The organism is Oculatella sp. FACHB-28 (assembly GCF_014696015.1).
GTDB lineage: Bacteria > Cyanobacteriota > Cyanobacteriia > Elainellales > Elainellaceae > JAAUTN01.
Genome location: NZ_JACJPJ010000087.1, coordinates 1 through 20,438, shown reverse-complemented (window position 1 = coordinate 20,438; position 20,438 = coordinate 1). Strand labels below are relative to the sequence as shown.

General features: G+C 46.7%; 14 protein-coding genes. 9 read left to right on the top strand and 5 right to left on the bottom strand.

Translation table 11 applies throughout. The features are described from left to right. Positions 1–38: 38 nt before the first annotated feature. The 8 genes from H6F88_RS21380 (at position 39) to H6F88_RS21345 (ending at position 13,641) form a co-directional block, all read left to right on the top strand. Positions 39–941 carry an alpha/beta hydrolase gene (locus H6F88_RS21380; protein WP_190644755.1) on the top strand — a complete coding sequence of 301 codons (903 nt, stop codon included), beginning with the start codon at positions 39–41 and terminating at the stop codon, positions 939–941. Positions 942–986: 45 nt separating this feature from the next. After that, on the top strand, positions 987–1,754 hold the full coding sequence (locus tag H6F88_RS21375) for a proteasome-type protease (protein WP_190644754.1): 768 nt from the start codon (positions 987–989) through the stop codon (positions 1,752–1,754). 847 nt (positions 1,755–2,601) lie between these two features. Beyond that, entirely contained in the window at positions 2,602–3,912 is a 1,311-nt protein-coding gene (locus H6F88_RS21370) for a response regulator (protein WP_190644753.1), read from the top strand. Between the two features lie 144 nt (positions 3,913–4,056). After that, the gene (locus H6F88_RS21365; RefSeq protein ID WP_190644752.1) at positions 4,057–4,422 is read left to right on the top strand and encodes a response regulator; all 366 of its coding nucleotides are present in this window, start codon (positions 4,057–4,059) and stop codon (positions 4,420–4,422) included. A gap of 16 nt (positions 4,423–4,438) precedes the next feature. Then, positions 4,439–4,978 (top strand): chemotaxis protein CheW, encoded by a 540-nt coding sequence (locus H6F88_RS21360; RefSeq protein WP_190644751.1) that lies wholly within the window; start codon positions 4,439–4,441, stop codon positions 4,976–4,978. A gap of 98 nt (positions 4,979–5,076) precedes the next feature. Next, entirely contained in the window at positions 5,077–9,024 is a 3,948-nt protein-coding gene (locus H6F88_RS21355) for a GAF domain-containing protein (protein ID WP_190644750.1), read from the top strand. A gap of 82 nt (positions 9,025–9,106) precedes the next feature. After that, a complete protein-coding gene (locus H6F88_RS21350; RefSeq protein WP_190644749.1) occupies positions 9,107–13,144 on the top strand; it encodes a hybrid sensor histidine kinase/response regulator in 4,038 nt (1,345 codons plus the stop codon). A gap of 20 nt (positions 13,145–13,164) precedes the next feature. Then, positions 13,165–13,641 carry a chemotaxis protein CheW gene (locus H6F88_RS21345; RefSeq protein ID WP_190644748.1) on the top strand — a complete coding sequence of 159 codons (477 nt, stop codon included), beginning with the start codon at positions 13,165–13,167 and terminating at the stop codon, positions 13,639–13,641. Positions 13,642–13,674: 33 nt separating this feature from the next. Here the strand turns inward: H6F88_RS21345 and H6F88_RS21340 are convergent, their stop codons facing one another. From H6F88_RS21340 to H6F88_RS21325, 4 genes are all read right to left on the bottom strand, one after another. After that, positions 13,675–14,529 (bottom strand): ABC transporter permease, encoded by an 855-nt coding sequence (locus H6F88_RS21340; RefSeq protein ID WP_190644747.1) that lies wholly within the window; start codon positions 14,527–14,529, stop codon positions 13,675–13,677. A gap of 41 nt (positions 14,530–14,570) precedes the next feature. After that, positions 14,571–15,425: an ABC transporter permease gene (locus tag H6F88_RS21335; protein WP_190644746.1), complete on the bottom strand. Its 855-nt coding sequence runs from the start codon at positions 15,423–15,425 to the stop codon at positions 14,571–14,573. A 50-nt stretch (positions 15,426–15,475) separates the two neighbouring features. After that, positions 15,476–16,798 (bottom strand): extracellular solute-binding protein, encoded by a 1,323-nt coding sequence (locus H6F88_RS21330; protein WP_190644745.1) that lies wholly within the window; start codon positions 16,796–16,798, stop codon positions 15,476–15,478. A gap of 71 nt (positions 16,799–16,869) precedes the next feature. After that, positions 16,870–18,069 carry an ABC transporter ATP-binding protein gene (locus tag H6F88_RS21325; RefSeq protein ID WP_190644744.1) on the bottom strand — a complete coding sequence of 400 codons (1,200 nt, stop codon included), beginning with the start codon at positions 18,067–18,069 and terminating at the stop codon, positions 16,870–16,872. Between the two features lie 834 nt (positions 18,070–18,903). On the opposite strand from H6F88_RS21325, the gene H6F88_RS21320 reads away from it, so the two are divergent. Further along, on the top strand, positions 18,904–19,635 hold the full coding sequence (locus tag H6F88_RS21320) for a GntR family transcriptional regulator (RefSeq protein ID WP_190644743.1): 732 nt from the start codon (positions 18,904–18,906) through the stop codon (positions 19,633–19,635). Here H6F88_RS21320 and H6F88_RS21315 read toward each other — a convergent pair. Continuing rightward, positions 19,627–19,926 (bottom strand): IS1 family transposase, encoded by a 300-nt coding sequence (locus H6F88_RS21315; RefSeq protein WP_190644742.1) that lies wholly within the window; start codon positions 19,924–19,926, stop codon positions 19,627–19,629. The two genes, H6F88_RS21320 and H6F88_RS21315, sit on opposite strands and share 9 nt — an antisense overlap. Positions 19,927–20,438 lie beyond the last annotated feature (512 nt).

Below are 20,438 nucleotides of genomic sequence, written 5' to 3'. Positions count from 1 at the left end.
TAGCCTGATCGGTTGATCCGTGTGAATGAGGTGTACGTATGTTTATTCCACCGGGATTTTATCAACACTCTGTCATGACCTCATTGGGGAAGATGGTCTACTACACGGCTGAGGGTCAGCCTTGGGTGACTCAAGAAGTGCCCCATGCCGATGTCCCTACACTCGTCTTCTTTCACGGCTTTGGTGGCGGCTCTTCTTCCTATGAGTGGTCTAAGGTTTATCCTGCCTTTGCCGCCCAATATCGCATCCTGGCACCTGACCTGATCGGCTGGGGGCAGTCTGACCATCCCGCCCGCGACTATAAAGTTGAGGACTATGTAAACACGCTGATTGAATTCATGGAAAAGACGTGCAGTGGACCGACAACGGTGATTGCGTCGTCTTTGACGGCTGCTTTTGCGATCCGAGCGGCGATCGCCCGTCCCGAATTGTTCAAATCCCTCATCCTCACTACCGCCGCAGGGCTATCTGACTTTGGTGAAAACTACACTCGCAGCTTCTTCACTCAATTAGTGAATATTCCTGTAGTCGATCGCCTGTTTTACACTGCTGGAGTCGCTACCAGCTTTGGCATTCGCAGCTTTCTAGAACAGCGTCAATTTGCCCGCCCAGAGCGAATTTCTGACGAAATTGTCGAGGCATACCTGGAGTCGGCAACCCAGCCCAATGCTGAATATGCCGCCCTTTCTTTTGTGCGGGGCGACCTGTGCTTTGACCTATCGGAATACATGACCCGGCTTACCGTGCCAACCGTAATCCTTTGGGGTGAAAAATCTCAATTTACGGGTCCAGAAATTGGTCGCCGTCTAGCTGAAATGAATCCTACTGTGGTTCAATTTCATCAGCTGACTGATGTTGGGCTAACTCCCCAACTCGAAATTCCTGCTGTCACTATTGGTTTGATTCAAAAGTTTCTACCCCCGCTAGAGCCAGCAGAATAGAGCATCAGCATAGCGAGCAACTACAGAGGACAACAAACTACGGCTATGACCTACTGCCTGGGCATTATTACTCAACATGGACTCGTGATTGCTGCTGACTCTCGCACTAATGCGGGCGTAGACTACATCTCTACCTACCAAAAGCTATTTGACTTTTCCTTGCCTGACCAGCGGGTGCTTTTGCTCTGCACGTCTGGCAATCTGTCGATGACTCAGGCTGTTCTCCATGCCCTGCGGCGTGACCTTAAACTAGGGGAAGGGGACACTCTGCACAGTTTGCCTACCCTATTTGACACGGCTCGTTACGTAGGCGCTAAAATTCGTCAAGTGCAAGAGCAAGACCGCTCGTGGCTAGAGCGCGACAAGATTGACCATCACTGTAGCTGCCTCCTGGGCGGACAACTTCCAGGGGAAGAGCCAGCACTCTATTTAATCTATAGCCAGGGCAATTTTGTTCAGGCGACTCGAGAAACACCTTTTCTGCAAATCGGTGAAACTAAGTATGGAAAGCCGATTCTCGATCGCACCTTAACTTTTGAAACGCCCCTAGAAGCCGCCACAAAATGTGCGCTTTTATCAATCGACTCAACCATGAAATCCAATATCTCGGTTGGGCCACCGATTAATCTCATTAGCTATGCTGCTAACAGCTTTAATGTTAAGCATCAGCTGCGGCTCCGAATTGGAGATCCGTACTTAGCCAAAATTCGCAAGCTTTGGGAAACGTCGCTTCGTCAAGCGTTTGACCAAATGCCCGATATCGAGTGGGATCACGATTTAGGAAACTTACAGGAAGATATTTTCACAGATTAGTGGCTAATGTGAAGAGATTTGCCTGATTTTCAAGCTGCCCTAAAAGCTGGATCTACGACTATATAGACTGACCAATAAGCTTCTGTGAACTTCAAGTTATGCGCTTGACAGGACTGCATCTGCAAGACAATCATGGATCATTACAGTGAAAATACTTAAGGTCACTAACTCGTCGAGGCTCTGAGGTGCTAGCTACAGTAAAAACACGTACTAGCAAACGACGCACAAGCTCTAAGGGGTGCAGAAAATTAAAGCTGTGTTGCAGAAAGTCAGAGTTGTGTTGCAGAAAGTCAAGGTTGTGTTGCATATTAGAGTAGGTTGTTGCATGGACTGTTTCTATAGATTGTTCAGAGCGGTCCTTCCGAACTGATTTTCATCTACCAGGTTCATTTCAGTTCGTTCTACCTACAGATTTATCTACCGCAGTTTTAGCTGCACCGTTTTTTAGTCTCAAGCGGTGTCCTAGTTGGCATAGTTTTTACCAATACCAGTAGAAGTTTATTTGCGTGTAAGAAGGGAACCCAGTGTTAGCCTGACAACATCTAATTTGACGCTCCAAACGACTCTCCTCCCTTACTCTCTTTTGACACAGGCTAGGGTAGACACAGTCTTGCCTGAACTCAAAATGCTGCTTTTAGCCCTCAAGTGGGATCTTGAGGAATTGCGCTAAAAGCAAAAGCTTACATTTTCAGATTGAGAGATCAGGATCATTTCTTAAACCAGCCTCTGACACTTCAACTCAATAGAAGTGAAGGGATTTGCTTCAACTACCAATTTTTAAGTTAAACCTCTTCAAAATCTGCCCAAAGACGCGCAGCACACCAATCGGATCGGATATCTCATTCCCATGCTTACTCCAACATCTATTAGCTCATTGGAACCTCCTGTAAAGACTTGTGAGATAGAAAACCTCAGCGAATTGATTAAACATATTCAATCCTGTGAACTGCAACAGTTTACAGGACGACTAGATTTAGATATTAAAGAAGCCTCAAACTCACTGTGGAGTTTGTTCTTTTATGCAGGAAAGTTGGTTGGAGCCGCCAGTGAGATGCATTCAGTTCGATGCTGGTATCGCCAAATGGCTCAAGCTTGTCCCCAATTCAAGCAGGCTACCTATGAGCGCAAGCTAGACCAACCGCAATGGAGTTATTTCTCCATCCAAAATTTGTTGAAGCAGGGAAAAATTCCACAGAAGCAGTTAGAGAGTGCGATTGAGGGCTGTGTCACTGAGATTTTGTTTGATATTTTTCAGCAAGATCAGCAACAGGTTGAGCGCTTGCCGATCCAGTTAAGTTATCGTCGGGTTCCTCCTAAATTTCAAGATTTGCTGCAAATTCCCATTTCAACTCAGCAGGTTTGGCTCAAGGCTTCACACGACTGGAAACTGTGGCAGCAGGCGGGTTTTGATCAATATTCTCCAAATCTAGCTCCTGTTATTTGGAGTAAAGAGGAATTACGCAAACATACTTCACCTGCGGCATATCAGAATGTGACTGCGTTAGTGGATGGCGATCGCACTCTACGAGATTTGGCAATTCGACTAAAACAGCCCTTGGTATCTTTAACCCGTTCCATCATGCCCTACGTTAACCGAGGCATCATGGGGCTAATTGAAGTTGAGGACTTTAACACTTCAGCCTTACCTAACTCTAGTGCTGCTCCCTCTACATCGACAGCTAATCAGCAAGAGCCAGCAAAACCTCTAGTGGTTTACATTGATGACAGCCGCTTTGACCGAATCACAATGGGACAGATTTTGCTCAAAGCAGGCTACCGATTCATCAATATTCAAGACCCATTACAGGCATTGCCAACGCTGATTGAGCAGAAACCTGATCTCATTTTTTTAGACTTACTTATGCCAGTCACCAATGGATATGAGGTATGTGCCCAGATTCGCCGTGTCTCGGCACTTAAAAATACCCCAATCATCATGGTGACTAGCCGAGATGGAATCGTTGATCGAGTACGCGCCAAGCTGGTGGACGCAACTGGCTTTATTGCTAAGCCGATTGAATCAGAAAAAGTACTCACAACTTTGCTGGAGCATCTACCAACGGTTCAGGCTGATCATCCTTCTCCTCAGCCTCAAACGTTAAACAGAAACCTGATTGATTGGCAAAAAAAATTGGGAAGCCCTGTAAAGCAACTCTAACTTCCCTAACAAGACTCTGCTGGGTCAATGGCAAGAAGAGTTTTACAGCCCAATAGCCGGAATCAGGAAAGTATCCGGAGAAGCAAGCAAATTCAAGGGTAAAAGCAGATACCACTTATAAGTTCTATTTTGTAAACACGGCACATGAGTACAGTTCTTTTAGTTGAAGATAGTCGCACAGAAACCGAGGTGCTTACTCGATTTCTTAAACAAGCAGGGTTAGAGGTAATCAGCGTTGCGTCTAGTGAAGATGCTCGGCTTAAGCTTCAGTTGTATAAGCCTGATCTGGTGTTAATTGATGTAATTTTGCCAGGACAAAGCGGGTTTGAATTCTGTCGCGAGTTAAAAACCAATGCCAACACGCAAGGAATTCCAGTTGTAATTTGTTCAACCAAAGGAACTGAAGTCGATAAACTTTGGGGCTTGCTGCTTGGGGCAGATGCCTATATGCCTAAACCTGTTGAGCAAGATGAATTAATCCATACCGTAAAGCGGTTAATGACAGTGTGACGTAGAACAAAATTTTATGGCAACTTCACTTGATCCAAAGCTGCCAGTGAGTTCAATGCTGGCAGCGGCGAGTCTTGATTTTCTATCGCCCGAATTGCCGCCACCGGACAACCGGGAGCGGTTACTCCGCGTACATTTGAGTTTACAAGATAGCGCCTTATTACCGCTGAAACACACAACAGAAGTAATCAGGGTAAATGGAGAGGATATTTTGCCCATTCCTGAAATGCCTGATTGTGTCTTAGGCATTTGTAACTGGCGAGGAGAAATGCTTTGGCTAATTGACGTGAGTCATTTGGTGGGGCTTTCTCCCCTATCCTGGCGAAAACAAGGGACGGCAACACCCTTTGTAGTTGTAACTGAAAGTGATGAACAGGCATTAGGACTGCTAGTGATGCAGGTTGAAGAGGTTGAGTTCCATTCCTTAGAAAACCTCCAGGCACCCACATTAGGCTTGCTTTCGCCGGGGTTAATGCCATTTGTGTTAGGGGTTTTGCCAAATAGTGGCACTCCTGTTTTAGATGTTTTGGCGATCGCTCAGCATCACTTTGAATAACTCACTGAGTAACTCATTGAATAACTCAATGAGTTATTCGTTAAAAGCTAGCAGCTCAATCTTAGATCATCCGCACCAGTCAGCAAGGAGAACCAGTCGTGCAAAAACTTGATCAATTTCAACAATTTCTAGATGCTCACCCTTCAAATGGGCTACCCCCCAACTCAGCATCTGGTTCTACTTCTAACTCTGTTGTGAATGGCACCATGACTAACACGACTGAAGAAGATGTACTTCAATGGCTGCTCAACCTGTCCAATCAGATGAGCCAAACAGAAACCATTGATCTTCTGTTAATGACCGTGGTGACAGAAGTTCAACGATACTTCCAGCTAGATCGGGTTTTGGTTTACCAGTTTCACAATGAGAACAATGGTGCTGTTTTGGCGGAAGCCATTGTCTCAGGTTTTACTCCCACTATTAATGAAGCGTTGCCAGCGATCGCCTTTGGAGCAGCTCACTCAACCCTTTATCAGCAGCAGCAGATGATTGCGATCGAAAACGGCGCAAAATATCTCACGCCTCATCAGCGCCAACTGTTAGATCGGTTTCAGGTCGCGAGCAGCCTCAGCCTTCCTGTTTTGCTACGGGGCGGCGTATGGGGTCTGCTGGTCGCCCAACGATGTGCGATTCTGCGCCCCTGGAGTGAAACCGAAAAGCTGGTGTTGCATCAAGTCAGGACTGAACTTCAATTACACCTTCAGCCTTTAGCGCTACACGCACAGCAACGGCGACAAGTTAAGGTAGAGGATGCTTTCGCCCAAATTCTAGAGAGAACGCAGCCCTCCTCAGATACCAACACAGCACTTGCAAACTTGTGCCAGGAGTTAAGACTGTTTTACCGAGCCGATCGAGCAGTCGTTTACCGATTTCATTCTGACTGGAGCGGTGAGTTTGTGGCTGAGTCAGTTGGGGCCGGCTGGATTTCGGTGATTCAAGAACAGGAAATAGATCCTAGTCTCAGATCAGCCGATATCATCAACCACGATCGCTGCACTACAAAGCGGATGGGTTCTCCCCCCCAGCCCAATGACAATATCAAAATCCTCAAAGATACTCAGGGCGGCAGCTATGTAAAACGGATGGATGTGAAGCAAGTCAACGATATCTCCAAGGCTGGTTTCTCCGCTTGCTACCTAGACACGCTGGAAAAATATCAGGCTAAAGCCTATCTTATTGCTCCTATCTATGAAGGCAACGAACTTTGGGGACTGCTCGCCATCTATCAAAACACTGCACCTCGGCAATGGCAGGAGCAGGAAGCTGCACTGTTGTTAGTCTTAGGTGAGCGGCTGAGCATGATGTTGACGCAGTTGAAATATCTAGCGCGACTGCAAGAAAAAACAGACCAGCTCCAAATCCAATCTCAACAGCTTACAGAATCGGTAGAGCAAGGAGTAGCCCACAACAAACTCATTTCCAGAATTGGACTGGCTCTAGTTCAAGAAAAATACTCGCCTGACAGTCTTTTAGACTTTGTGGTGAGAGAGCTTCGCAAACAGTTAAAGAGCGATCGCGTTGCTGTTTATCGCTTCTACCCAGATTGGGGCGGTGAGTTTGTGGCGGAATCGGTTGCTGAAGGCTGGGTAAGATTGGTAACTCCAGAAATGAATACCATTTGGGAAGATAGTTACCTTCAAGAAACCCAGGGGGGACGATATCGCAACAATGAAACCTTTGCGGTAGATGACATTTATCAAGCGGGACACGCAGAATGCCACATCGAGGTGCTGGAGCAATTTGAGGTGAAAGCTTATGCGATCGCTCCCATCTTCCAGGGTAAAAAACTGTGGGGGCTGATCGGAGCCTATCAAAACAGCCACTCTCGGCATTGGAATGAACTGGACGTAAATCTTTTATCTCAAGTAGGTGTACAGATTGGGCTAGCACTCCAACAGGGAGAATATTTGGAGCAGTTACAGCAGCGATCAGAGCAATTAAGCAAGGTTGCAGAGCAGGAGCGGTTGATTACAGAAGTTGTTAACCGCATCCGGCGATCGCTTGACATGCAGCAAGCCTTTAAAACAACCACCCGAGAAATCCGCAATTTCTTAAAGGCTGATCGGGTTGCCATCTTCAAGTTTGACCCAGATGGTCGAGATGGCAGAACCGTTGCAGAAGATGTTAATTCTGCCTACACGGCTGCACTTTCTGTTAAAGTCACCGATCATTGTTTTAGCGAAAACTTTGGACGAAAGTATAAACAGGGCTGGGTGAGCACCATTCCAGATATCTATCAGGCAGGTCTAGCAGACTGTTACATTGAAGTTCTTTCCCAATTTCAGGTCAGAGCAAATCTAGTCGTGCCCTTACTCAAAGGAGAGGAACTATGGGGATTGTTCTCCATTCACCAGTGCAGCGGACCACGAGAGTGGCAAGACTCTGAAATTGAATTTGCCAAGCGAATCGCAGCTCAGCTAAACGTCGCGATTCAGCAAGGGGAATACCTGGAGCAAGTGCAGCAAAAGTCTGAGCAATTAGCAAAGGTTGCCGAACAAGAGCAGCTAGTCACCAAAATTGTGGATCGCATTCGGCAATCACTCGACACTCAGCAAGCCTTTAAAACAACCGCTAGAGAAATCCGCAATTTCTTAAACGCTGATCGAGTCGCTATTTTCAAATTTGACCCAGGCGGCCGGGATGGCAAAACCGTTGCAGAAGACGTTCGTTCTGCTTACACCGCTGCACTCTCTGTTAAAGTTACCGATCATTGTTTTACCGAAAACTTCGGACGGAAGTATAAGCAGGGTTGGGTAAGCAAAGTTTCAGATATTTACGAGGCAGGACTAGCAGACTGTTACATTGAAGTCCTTTCTCAATTTCAGGTCAGGGCAAATTTAGTGGTGCCTTTGCTCAAAGGAGAAGAACTATGGGGTCTATTCTGCATTCACCAGTGCAGCGGCCCACGAGAATGGCAAGACTCTGAAATCGACTTTGCAAAACGAATTGCGGCTCAGCTCAACGTCGCCATTCAGCAAGGGGAGTACCTGGAACAATTGCAGCAAAAGACAGAACAGCTTGCCACTGCCGCCCAGCGAGAAAAAATGGCAAAGGAGCAGCTTCAGCAAGAAGTAATGCAACTGTTGTCGGCAGTTCGTCCGGCGTTGGATGGCGATCTGACGGTTCGGGCTCCCATGACCGAGGATGAAGTGGGCACGATCGCCGATGCTTACAACAACACGCTGGGCAGTCTGCGACAGATTGTGACTCAAATGCAGATTGCCTCTCAACAAGTTGCCCAAACTTCTCAGATCAGTGAGTCCTCGATCGCCAGTCTGACTAACCAGGCAAAACACCAGTTTCAAACGCTGAGTCAAACTTTAGAGCGGGTACAGCTTGTGGCCAGTTCCACAGAAGCAGTGGAGGCAAGCGCCCAACAGGTAGAGGTTGCTGTACAGCAGGCTAATCAAATTGTTCTCGCAGGTGATGCTGCAATGGATCGCACCGTAGATGAGATGCAAAACATTCGTGAGACGGTGGCAGAAACGAATAAGCGACTGAAGCGACTGAGCGAATCTTCACAGAAGATTTCTAAAGTGGTGAGTCTGATTAGCAATTTCACCACTCAAACCCAACTGTTAGCGCTAAACGCTTCGATTGAAGCGACGAGAGCCGGGGAATATGGACGCGGCTTTGTAGTAGTCGCCGATGAGGTGCGATCGCTGGCCCGTCAGTCTGCCAACGCGGCAACCGAAATCGAGCAACTGGTGCAGGAAATTCAGGCAAATACAGCCGAAGTATCCACCGCAATGGAGACAGGCATTCAACAAGTTGCATCAGGAACCACCGTGGTCAGCGAGGCCCGTCAAAACCTGAATGCGATCGTTGCAGCCACCGACCAAATCAGTCAGCTTGTGGCTAGCATCACTGGCGCAACACAAGAACAAACGCAGCAGTTTAAATCGATGAAGCTGACCGTTGCTGAGGTCGCAGAGATTGCTCAGAAAACCTCAAAAGATTCTGTCGAAATCTCGCAATCATTTAAGGAGCTGTTGGCGATGTCTCAAGACCTGCAAGTTCAAGCCAATCAGTTCAAAGTCAAGTAAGCTTCACTCATTTTTCTGTTAGGGGCGAACGGATGTTTGCCCCTACCTCATGTTTACTTCGTAGCATTCACACCCACCCACCATGCCCTTAGATCCGGACATTCGCGAGGAAACCTATCCCTACTTTTTGCAAGAGGCACCAGAACTGTTGCAAGCTCTGGAACAAGGTTTGCTGGATTTGCAAGACGGTTGCAGCATCAATCAAATTAATGCTTTGATGCGAACGACCCACACGCTCAAAGGGGCAGCAGCAAGTGTGGGGCTAGAAACGATCGCCAACATTGCCCACTCTTTAGAAGATATCTTTAAGGTGCTTTGCAGACCTGAAGTCATCATCGATCCAGATGTAGCGGCTTTGTTGTTTGAAGGATACGACTGTCTGGCACGACCGCTAAGGGCTGAAATTACAGGTAGCTCGATCAATACTGCCGAAATTCTTGACCGCTCGGCTGCCATTTTTGCTCAGCTTGAGGCCCGGTTAGGAGACTGTTTTAACCAAGAGGATTACCTGCCTACCTCAGAGGAGCTAGGGTTTGATATCACACAGTCCATGTTTGAAGTGGGCGTTACCCAACGGTTAAACGACCTGGATCAAACAGTTGCCCAGGCTCCTCCTCATAAAGTTGCGGCGACTCTCCAAATTCATGCCGAAGTGTTTTTTGGTTTGGCCGAATCCTTGGGCTTGCACGGATTTGGAGCGATCGCCGCAATTACACTTGCAGCCCTAGACCAACATCCTGATCAGGCTGTCACCATCGCTCAATTAGCTTTAGCTGATTTTCAGGCAGGATGCGCGGCCGTGCTAGCAGGCGATCGCACTCAAGGAGGACATCCCTCCCTTGCCCTGCAACAGTTTATAGAGCCAGCGCAAATTATTCCAGCTAATGTGACGGAGACGTTGCAACCGGACTGGTTAACCGAATTTGACAACGCTTGCGCACAGGAACTTCAGCAGCAGGAGTGGAGCGACGAACTCAATTTAGAAACTACATCTGATGCAGCCTTAACAGATGTAGTTTTAGAAAATCTGGAAGACTTGGAAGATCCTACAATCCGCTCTTCTGAGTTAGAAACAAGGGTTAAGGATGAATTCATCCCAGTTGAATTGGAGCTTCCCCTAGAAGCCCCAATCTACCCAATCGGCTTCCCAGAAGACTCGGCAGTCATTCTTCCAGATACTGAAACCGAGCTTGAAGCGGATACTGAGGCAACGATTGAAGCCGCTACAGAAACTATTACAGATGACATTACAAATAACTTTATAGAAGACATTACAACAGGAGACATTACAAGAGACATTACAAATGACATTGATATTGCCCCTATTAACTACCATGAAATAGAAACCAACCATTCTACAGCGACCCAGACTTCGCCTGATTCCATCACGGATACAACGGACACGTTAGAGGAGCCTGTTGTTTCAATTGCTTCGTCAGATTCTCTATTAGAAGACACGAGTGGCGATCGCAATACAACCCATGAGGTTATTCATGCTTCCGATCAATCCACTGTTGAAGCGATCGCCAATACAACGGAAACTACAGCCACCAATGATATTGAGCACTCTACTCCTTCCCTAAAAACTCACCATCAAAAACATCGAGGATTGTGTAAGGTATTTCAATGGATTCGAGATTCCTTCCTGATTCAAGCTGGACTGCACCCCGACAACCAGTTTTCTGAGCAAATCGGAGACTCAGCAGAGGTTCCTGCAACTGCGACTCTAATGCAAAGTTCTGCTGAGCAACCATTAGAGGAAGCAGATCCAAAAGAGGTAAGCCCCAAAGAAATACCCTCAAAAAAGGTAAATCTAAAAGCGGAAGATCAAAAGGTTGCCCCAGCAGAAACGCAGCATGAACAATCTGCCGCTTTATTGATGGAAACCGTCTGGGCACCCTTTGTCCTGGATGAACTCATCGTCCAGCCAGAGGGGGCGATCGCCGATTCACCTTCTACACTCTCCCAATCACTCGCTCCCGGCTCTTCGATAACCACAACTAGGGAACCATTTCAGTTATGGCCCCTGCAAGAAGAAGATTCGCCTTCCCTGCAATCCCAATCTCAAACTAGATCTCAAACTACGTCTAAAGTAGCCGACTCAATCGCTTCCAAAAAACATTTTCGATCTAATCAGGTGCGGGTCAATGTAGAACATCTCGACCAGCTAAATTATTCAATTGGGGAATTGCTGACTCAACAAAATCGTCAGTCGCTCCAAAATGAACGCCTGCAAGCGGAAGTGAAACTGCTATTAAAGCGGCTAAACCAGCACCAGCAAGTGCTGAGCCAGCTTCAAGATCAGGTCGATCGCCAGCCTTCGCGATCGTTATCTGTTGAGCGAAAACTGGTAGCCGCCAAGCGCACAATGTCTCCCCTTCAGGCTTTGCCTTCAACGTTTGGCGATCGCTTCGATACTTTAGAACTGTCTCGCTATAGTGATTCTCATTTGCTGGTTCAATCTTTGCTAGATGACACGATGCAAATTGCTGAAGCGGCTGAAGCGATTGACCTATTCTCTCAAGAGTCTAATCAAATTTTCGAGAAACAGCAGCGACTGTTAGCCGGAACTCGTGATGCATTGATGCAAGCTAGAATGCTGCCCTTGAGTGAGGTATTCAACCGTATTCCACGTGTTTTGCAAAAGTTAAAAACCTCAAGCGACAAGCAAGCTCACCTGGAACTGCACGGAACGGAAGTATTGGTTGACAAGGCGATCGCCGAGAAACTCTACGAGCCGTTGCTGCACCTAATTCGCAATGCGTTTGATCATGCCATTGAGCCAGTTGTAATTCGCCGCCAACAGGGCAAGCCAGATGTCGGGCAAATTGGAATTAGCGCCTATCACCAGGGCAAATATTTGATTATTGCGGTGCGAGATGATGGCAAAGGATTGGACTATGAGCGAATTCGGCAGCGACTGGTTGAGCGTCAATTGGTTTCATCCAACCAGGCAAGTACTCTTACTCAGTCTCAGCTAATCGATTTCCTGTTTGAACCAGGCTTTTCCACGGTTACCCAGGTCAACACCACTTCAGGACGAGGAGTGGGTCTAGATGTTGTGCGAGAGCAAATTCTGGGATTGCAGGGGGCAGTCAGCGTACAATCGGCGATCAATCAGGGAACTACTTTTACACTTCAGATTCCGCTGAGTTTGGCGATCGCCAAACTGTTGATTTGTCAGGCGGGTACTGGAACTTACGCACTCACCACCGACGCGATCGAGCAGATTCTAATTCCCACATCTGAACAGATTCAAGAGCGGCAAGGTCGCAAAATCTTGCACTGGCAGAAAGCAGGCACTTCACAACTAATCCGGATTCATTCCATTGCAAAACTGCTAAACTACCGTTCATCCATTACGTCTTTATCACCTCAACCCGCATCTGTCACTTCACCCTCAGACAAACACGTCCTCTTGATTCGCCATCAGGGAGAACTCATCGGCTTGGAAGTCGATCACCTGATTGGAGAGCAAGAACTGGTGATTCGTCCGTTGGGAACCAGACTGGACTCGCCCAATTATGTCCAAGGGGCAAGTGTTTTAGCCGATGGACGGCTCACTTTAGTCGTGGATGGAGGGACATTATTACGGCAAGTCCTCAATCAACCGCTAGCCCCTCGTTCTTCAAGCGTTGCTCCCATGAGTTCTCCAATCATGGAGCAACCTCCACTACAAACAACGGCTACTCTCATTCCCACCTCTAACTCTAAGGAGTGGGAGGATGATAAAACAATTTTGATTGCAGAAGACTCGATCACAGTGCGACAAACACTCACCCTAACGCTACAAAAAGCAGGCTATCAAGTGTTACAAGCCAAAGATGGACAAGAAGCGATCGAGCAACTGCAACAACCCAATAATGTTCGGTTAATGTTTTGCGATCTGGAAATGCCTCGAATGAATGGCTTTGAATTTCTTAAACAGCGACAGCAGTTTCCGGCGATGGCAAAAATTCCCGTGATTGTTTTAACCTCGCGCAGTGGCGAAAAGCATCGTCTGTTGGCAATGGAACTGGGTGCAACGGCTTACATCACAAAACCCTACATCGAGCACAAGCTGCTAGGAATGGTGGCAGACCTGTTTGAACCAAAAGAGATAGAAGTGGCCGCGGACTGAGTTCATTACTGAGCAGAACTATGCATGACGATTCAAAATTAGAGAAGCTGATTGTTTTTGCGATCGCCAACTATGATCTAGCGCTGCCCATTGATCAAGTGCTGCGGGTAATCAACTATCCCCTTGATACAAGCAAATCACTCGAAAAAATCGGGTTGATTCAATGCGGTCGCCACACGATTAGAGCAGTGAATTTATCTCAGCAGCTTCAGCTCGAAACCCCTGATGCCCAGTCTTTGCCATTTCTGATGTTAGTTCGAGGGATAGATCAAGAACTGTGTGGCATTCCAGTCTCCGCTCCACCCGATGTGATTGAAATTTCTATTGAGGCACTACAGCCGCTCGAATGGACTTCTACCACATCCCCGTTGCTCAAAGTAGTCAGCCATACTGCTGTCGTCAAGCAAACGGACGAAACCCTATCTATCCTTTTGCTTGATCTGTATCAAGTGCTAGCTGACTCAACACAAAAACTACTAGGTGCATCTATAGCTTGAGCTAGCCTTCCCTTGTCATCTCTATCATAAAGGCTACTTTGCTTGCTTTTGCTTCTGTTCAAGCTTCTGCATGGCAAACAGAGCGACCCCAATCAAGACAAAGGAGAAAATTGTTGTTAGAGTTCCTAGCGCGTACAGGGCTGGGGATGTAACGTTTGTGGTCATTCCAAAGATCTCTAGAGGCAGCGTGTTAGTTTCTCCAGAGATGAGAGAGGTGCGGGTAAATTCGTCGTAGGAAAGGGTAAAGCCAAGTAATCCAACGCCAATCACACTGGAGGCAATCAACGGAAAAACAACTCGCCAAAAGGTTGTGCGATCGCTTGCTCCCAAGTCTCGTGCAGCTTCTTCATAGGCAGGGTTAAAGCGTCCAAAGATACCCAACATGATTAGGAAGGCGAAAGGCAATGTCCAGGTCAGATGTCCGACCAGTGCTGAGGAATACCATTGAATCGGCAGATTCAATAAGTTGAATACAATTCCTAAACCGAGGGAAACCAAAATGCTGGGAACGATCAGACTCGATATGGTGAGATAAAAAATCAGATTTGATCCTCTAAATCGGTAGCGAAAGGCTAGTCCTGCCATGACGCTAAACACAACTGTGATTACCATGATGGATAACCCCAGCAGAAGCGATCGCTGAAAAGCGGTGACAAAATCACCCACTCGCTGCGGACCAAACACCGCCATAATCCAGTGAAAGCTAAATCCACGCATAGGGAAGAAAAGCTGTCCCTCTGGGCCCTGAAACGATAGCAGAAATACTGCAAACATGGGTCCGTAGAGAAACAAAACAAACAGTCCAAAGAAGCCTGGAAGTAAGTAATCAGAGAGCGATCGCTTCTTCTTTTCTGAGCTTGAAGAGAGGGATTGAGTTGCTTGTGCCATAGGAAGGATGAGGGGTGAAGGATGAGGGATAAAGTGGCTACTTAAAGCTGCTTACGAATATCTACAACTCGCAAAATTGCAAACACGATGAGCAGGGTCAGCGTTAATAGCACGATCGCATTGGCGGCAGCAGCAGGATACTGCAAGCTATCAATTTGGTTTTTAATCAAGTAACCCACTGAGGAAGATTTGCCGCCACTCATGAGCCGCATCGTGGCAAACTCTCCCATCACTAGCGTCACCACAAAGATGGTACCGATCGCAATTCCGGGAGCTGATAAAGGTAAAATAATTCGCTTTTGGATATTAAAAGCAGAGGCACCTAAATCTTCTGCGGCTGAAATCAGAGCGCGATCGATCTTCATCATGCTGTTGAAAATGGGAGCGATCATAAACAAACAATAGAGATGCACCATCGCCAAAATCACCGCAAAATCAGAGAAAAGGAACATCTCAACAGGGCGATCGACAATCTGTAAACCCATGAGTGCTTTGTTGATCAAGCCTTCTCTTCCTAGAAAAGGAATCCAGGAGATCATGCGAATGATGTTGGAAGTGAGAAACGGAACTGTACAAATCAGAAACAAGATCGTTTGCCACTTTGTACTCTTGATCCGAAATGCCAGGTAATAGGCAACCGGATAACTAATTAAAACGCAGACCAGCCACACCAGAAACGCAAACTTGAGAGTGTTAACGTAGGTCGATAAATACGCTGGAGAGGTAAAAATTCCGATGTAATGCCTCAGTGTGAAACCGGGAGTAGTGGCAATGCCGTTAAAGTTCCAAAAACTCACGATCAAAATAACGGCAATGGGTAGCACCAATCCAAACAAAAAGACCAGGGTTTGGGGTGCCGCCAGGAGGTAGGGGCGTAAGGCTTTTGATTGAGTCATGGGAAGGATGAAGGGATGAGGGATGAGGGATGAGGAGTAGGCGATGAGGATTAGGCGACGATGAATTCTGTCCACTTGTAGACGAGATATTCCTGTTGCTGCATAAATGAGTTCCAGCAGACGACGTTGCCCATTCGTTCGGTGAAGGAACCGCCATCACGCACGGCACCCGCTGATTCAATCTTTTTACCGAAGGGATCAATCATGTCGATCGCCGCTGGTTTTCCTTCATACCAAAAATCCCATTCTTCAGGTTGCATAAAGTTGCGAGCTTTCTCAGGCGCGGCACTGTAATACCCCTGTCGACTCAAGAATCCGCCTACCCAGCCATCTAGCATCCAGTTGAGGTAGTCGTAAGCTGCATCTAAGGCAATGCCAGAGAGATTTTTGGATAATCCTAAACCACCCCCCCAACCGCGATAGCCCTCCTTCAAAGGAGCATAGATGCATTCAAATCCTCTCGCTTTCACAGCCGTGACCGCAGGCGACCACATCGATTGCAGCACGACTTCACCGGAGGTCATGAAGTTAACCGACTCATCAAAACTCTTCCAGAAAGCACGGAATTGCCCTGCTCGCTTTTGCTCAATCAAGAGTTTGGTGACTTGATTCAATTCTTCTGGAGTCATGTTGCCTTTATCTTCAAAGGTCATCAACCCCTGTGCCTCAAGCACCATTGCCGCATCCATAATGCCAATGGAGGGAATATCCAACAGTGATGTTTTCCCTCTAAATTCTGGGTTAAACAGCTCTGCCCAGGACTCAATTTTTCGACCTACCAGATCAGGACGGTAGCCCAGCGTGTCAGCGTTGTACTGAAAAGGAATCATCGTTGCCCAGTTGGTAGGCTCTGGAGCAAATTCTGTAGAATCTTGTCCGGTGACATACATCACCTTACGGGGAGCCGTGCCTTGAGAGGTGTTTACTCTCGCACCAGAATACAGTTCTCCGGTGGTAAAAATTGGGGTAATTGCATCAAATTCTTGAATGCGGCTCACCTCAATCGGCTGAAGGTTTCCAGACGGCACCACCAGCGGCAAACTAAAATACTCACCATCATAAATGTCGTACTGTTTTGGTTGAGTCACGGCAATTTGTACATTTTCTGCCGTACTCAGCGCCCGCATTTGAATCTTAAATCCTAAGTCTTCTTCAGCTTTGACCCGGATATCATTGATTTGTGCGGCTCCTGTACCAATCAAACGTAAGATGACATCTTTGATCTGATTAGTATTGATGGTCGGGCCTTGCGCTGGGTTGTTAGGTGTGCCGCTGGGAGCCTGAGCTTGGGGAGACGAACAGCGTGCAGCTGCTAATGCGGCTCCCGTCGCTAATCCTCCTTGAATGAAGGTGCGTCGATTAATCTTAGACATGGAGTGGGTGCTTGATAATGGGTGATTAGTAATTGACCGATATGACAAGCAAATGACGAGTTCATAACAAATTAGTGGGGAAGAAATACACAATTTCCTTCTGACCAACGCAATGTCACCAGTTGTCCTTCAGCGTAGGAACCTGTTTCCCAAGCTGTGGTAGGAGATTTGTAGAGCAGTTCTTTGCCTGTCTTTTCTTCCATCAGAACAACCCGTGTAACGTAGCCTGTCATCTCAATGGAGACAATTCGAGCAGTAATGTGATTTGCACGAGGAGTGGGTTTTTCACTGGCTGCATTAGGGTAAGGTTCGATTTGCATCAAATCAGGACGAATCGAGCAAGCTGCCATTGAACCCACTGGAACCGCATATCCACGAGAATAAAGTGAGCCAATGCCTTCTACGCCTAGCTCAATCACATCCATACCGGTACCTGGATCGGGAGCGCAGTGAAGGACTTTGCCCTGAAAGATGTTGTTGTCGCCCATAAATTTTGCGACAAACTGAGAGGCAGGCAATCTAAACATTTCTGCTGGAGTTGCCACTTGATCTAACCGTCCCTGACTCATGACCACAACCCTATCTGAGAGGGAGAATGCTTCTTCGGTATGGTGTGTGACTTGCACAAAGGTCATGCCAAATTGCTTTTGAATCCGGCGCAGTTCGGTTCGCATTTGGACTCGCAGGTTTTCATCCAGTGCGCTCAGGGGTTCGTCTAGCATCAACACTTGTGGACGAGTGACTAGCGATCGCGCCAAAGCAATTCGCTGTTGTTGCCCGCCGCTCAGTTGGCTAGATTTGCGATCGCCCAAATGACTTAGCCCCACCAACTCCAGCATTTCGCCGACACGGGCTTTGCGCTCCTGTGCTGAAATGTTTTGCATTTCCAAGCCAAACTCAATGTTCTGCCAAACCGTCATATGGGGAAACAGCGCATAGCTTTGAAACATCATGGATGTATTGCGCTTGGCGGCAGGAATGTTGTTGACTCGGCGATCGCCAATTAAAACATCTCCACTGGTAATCTCCTCATGTCCGGCGATCATCCGCAATACCGTTGTTTTGCCACAGCCGCTTGGACCTAGCAAACAACAGTAAGAGCCTGCCGGAATGTCTAGCGTGACGTTTTCAACTGCCGTTACAGGGCCGTATTTTTTAGTTACCTGTCGAAGTGACACCCCTGCAGCCGCATTAGCTAAAGCGTGTTGAATATCAGTTGCCTGTAATGCGGTGGCTCCATTAACCAGGGTCTTTCGTGCGTCGATCGTCATAGCCTTCTCCTACAAAACAATAAGATAGACACAAGAAGCTGCCGCATTAACCTGCTGGAGGATTAACCCGTTCATGCTTTAATTGTGAGAACCTCAGGGCAACACTTTAAGTGCGAGGAAAGCAAACAGTTCCTATCTTTTTTCAAAAAATTCACCAATAGCAACAGCGGTTTAGCTGCTGCTAAGAAAAAACAATTGAGTTTAGTTAATCGTTTCATCTCAAGCAAATTTGTATTACTGAAAACAGTTTTGTTTAGATACCTCTAGGGTATTAGGGGTAGCAGGGTGGGAGCGATCGCATACTTGTTGATCAAAGAGATGATTTTAGATAAGTCGAGCAGTAGATTGTTATCTAGAGAAGTAGAGGAAAAATTCTTACACCTGACCTGAAATATATTCATCCCAACATTACACAAAATGAATTGTGCTAGTTCGCAAAATAAATGTAAGGATTTGTAAAATTGTAAGATTGCGTGTTGAACCGCCTCGATGTATGGAATTAACAGGCAACATCATTTAATCCCATTAATTTAGGAGCGTTGATGGATGCGGGTATGATTTACGGATTTCAAGCCCCTCTGTAGGGTCATGGCAATGCCATGACCCTACGAAATTCATACATCAAATCAGCAACACTCTCTAGGGAAAGGGCGATCGCTACACAAACGCACTAAGCTTGTATACAATACCTGTATACATAAATCTCGGGGCATTATCCAGAAAACATTGCATGAGAAATATTGCTCTTCCCTGACCGATTAAACTCTACTGGTAAATTGTCCTGCAATCACCCAGTATTCTCACAAATGCTTTCATAGCCAAAGATTTCTGACCATGGTTCGTACCTCCAAAGCGGCTCAAACATCCCAGTCAAAAGCAATTGAGAAGCCAACCGAAGAGTTTATTTACACTGAGCTTTATAACACTATTTGTGAACGACAGTTGCTTCCCAAAACCAAATTAGGAGAAGCGATGTTGGCAGAACATTATGGCGTGAGCCGCACCATTATTCGACAGGTGTTACAAAGATTGGCGGGCGATCGCCTGGTCAAACTAGAACCCAATCGGGGAGCATTCGTAGCCCATCTCACGTTGAAAGAAGCACAGCAAATTTATGAAGCGTGGCGATTAGTAGAAGCAGCCATTATTCGTGAAGTCGTTAAAACCATCACGCCAGAGCAGATCGCATCTCTACGAAAACTCATTACAGCCGAGCGAAAAGCCTGTGACGCAGAAGATTATCCTTTGCTAACCCGCTTGTCGATGCAGTTTCACACGCAACTGGCTAACTTATGTAGTAATCAATTCCTTAGTCGTTTCCTCAAAGAGTTAATTCCTCAGACCGCACTGGCTTACTTCTATGAAGTGAAAAAGATGCCAGTCTGCATGAAGGATGAACATGGTGAAATTCTTGATCTAATCGAGTCCGGTGATGAGGAAGCTGCCGTTGCTGCGGCTAAACGACATCTGGATGGCATTGAAGCGGCACTGAATGCCCAAGCCTCTCTCGATCAACAAGCGTCTCTCGTGGATAAGTTGAAATTGAGAGTGCCCTCACTATCCTGAATCTGAATCGTCAGAAGTGAGATTTTCTTTGGGCACGTTGGGTAAAAGTCCTTCCTGTTTTGCCCAGTTATAGATTGTGCTGTGGCTAATTCCCGTTAGTCCCTCAATTTCACGCAGAGTTAACCCAGAGTGATACATGCGAGTACAAATTTGCCTGGTGTCGTCAGAGTAGCCCCGATGCACATAAGTCTCGATAAATTGGCGACTACAATTTTTGCATCGATAGTTTTGTTTACCCCGTCGATGTCCATTTTTTTGAGATTGCTCTGACCCACAGTGAGGGCATTTCATTGAAATCGGCTTTGATTCAAGGATGCACTGAGATAAAACCATTAGTTGTACAATTCCGTGAATACAGTAAACCTTTAACCCCTGCATTTACAGACAAGAGTTAAACAGTTGTTGAATTAGGGCTTCAAGCTAAATTTTGGAAAAAAGTTAAATTCAGCTCAAGATTTTTAGGAGTTGAGACTACCTCAATTTGTATACGTTTTTTGTCTACTAGGATTGTATACAAAGCTTGTATGCAGAATCTGTGTTAAGTGTTACGTTTTGCTTCATCAAAGGAGTGAGCGACTTTTGATTCGTCTTCATTCCCCAATTGCTACTTTGAGAGTGTTTAGGTTGCGCTCGCCCAAAAAACTTGTACTTACGGACAATACGGAGGCAGTAGTGTAAAACAAAGGTAGTGATACTGTTGGCGAACCCTGACTGGGATCACATTGGTTATCCTAAAGAGCAATTTCCTTTGAGTCTTGAAAGGTGAATTGCGATGTCCCTAGCATTTGAGCCAATTCCTCCTG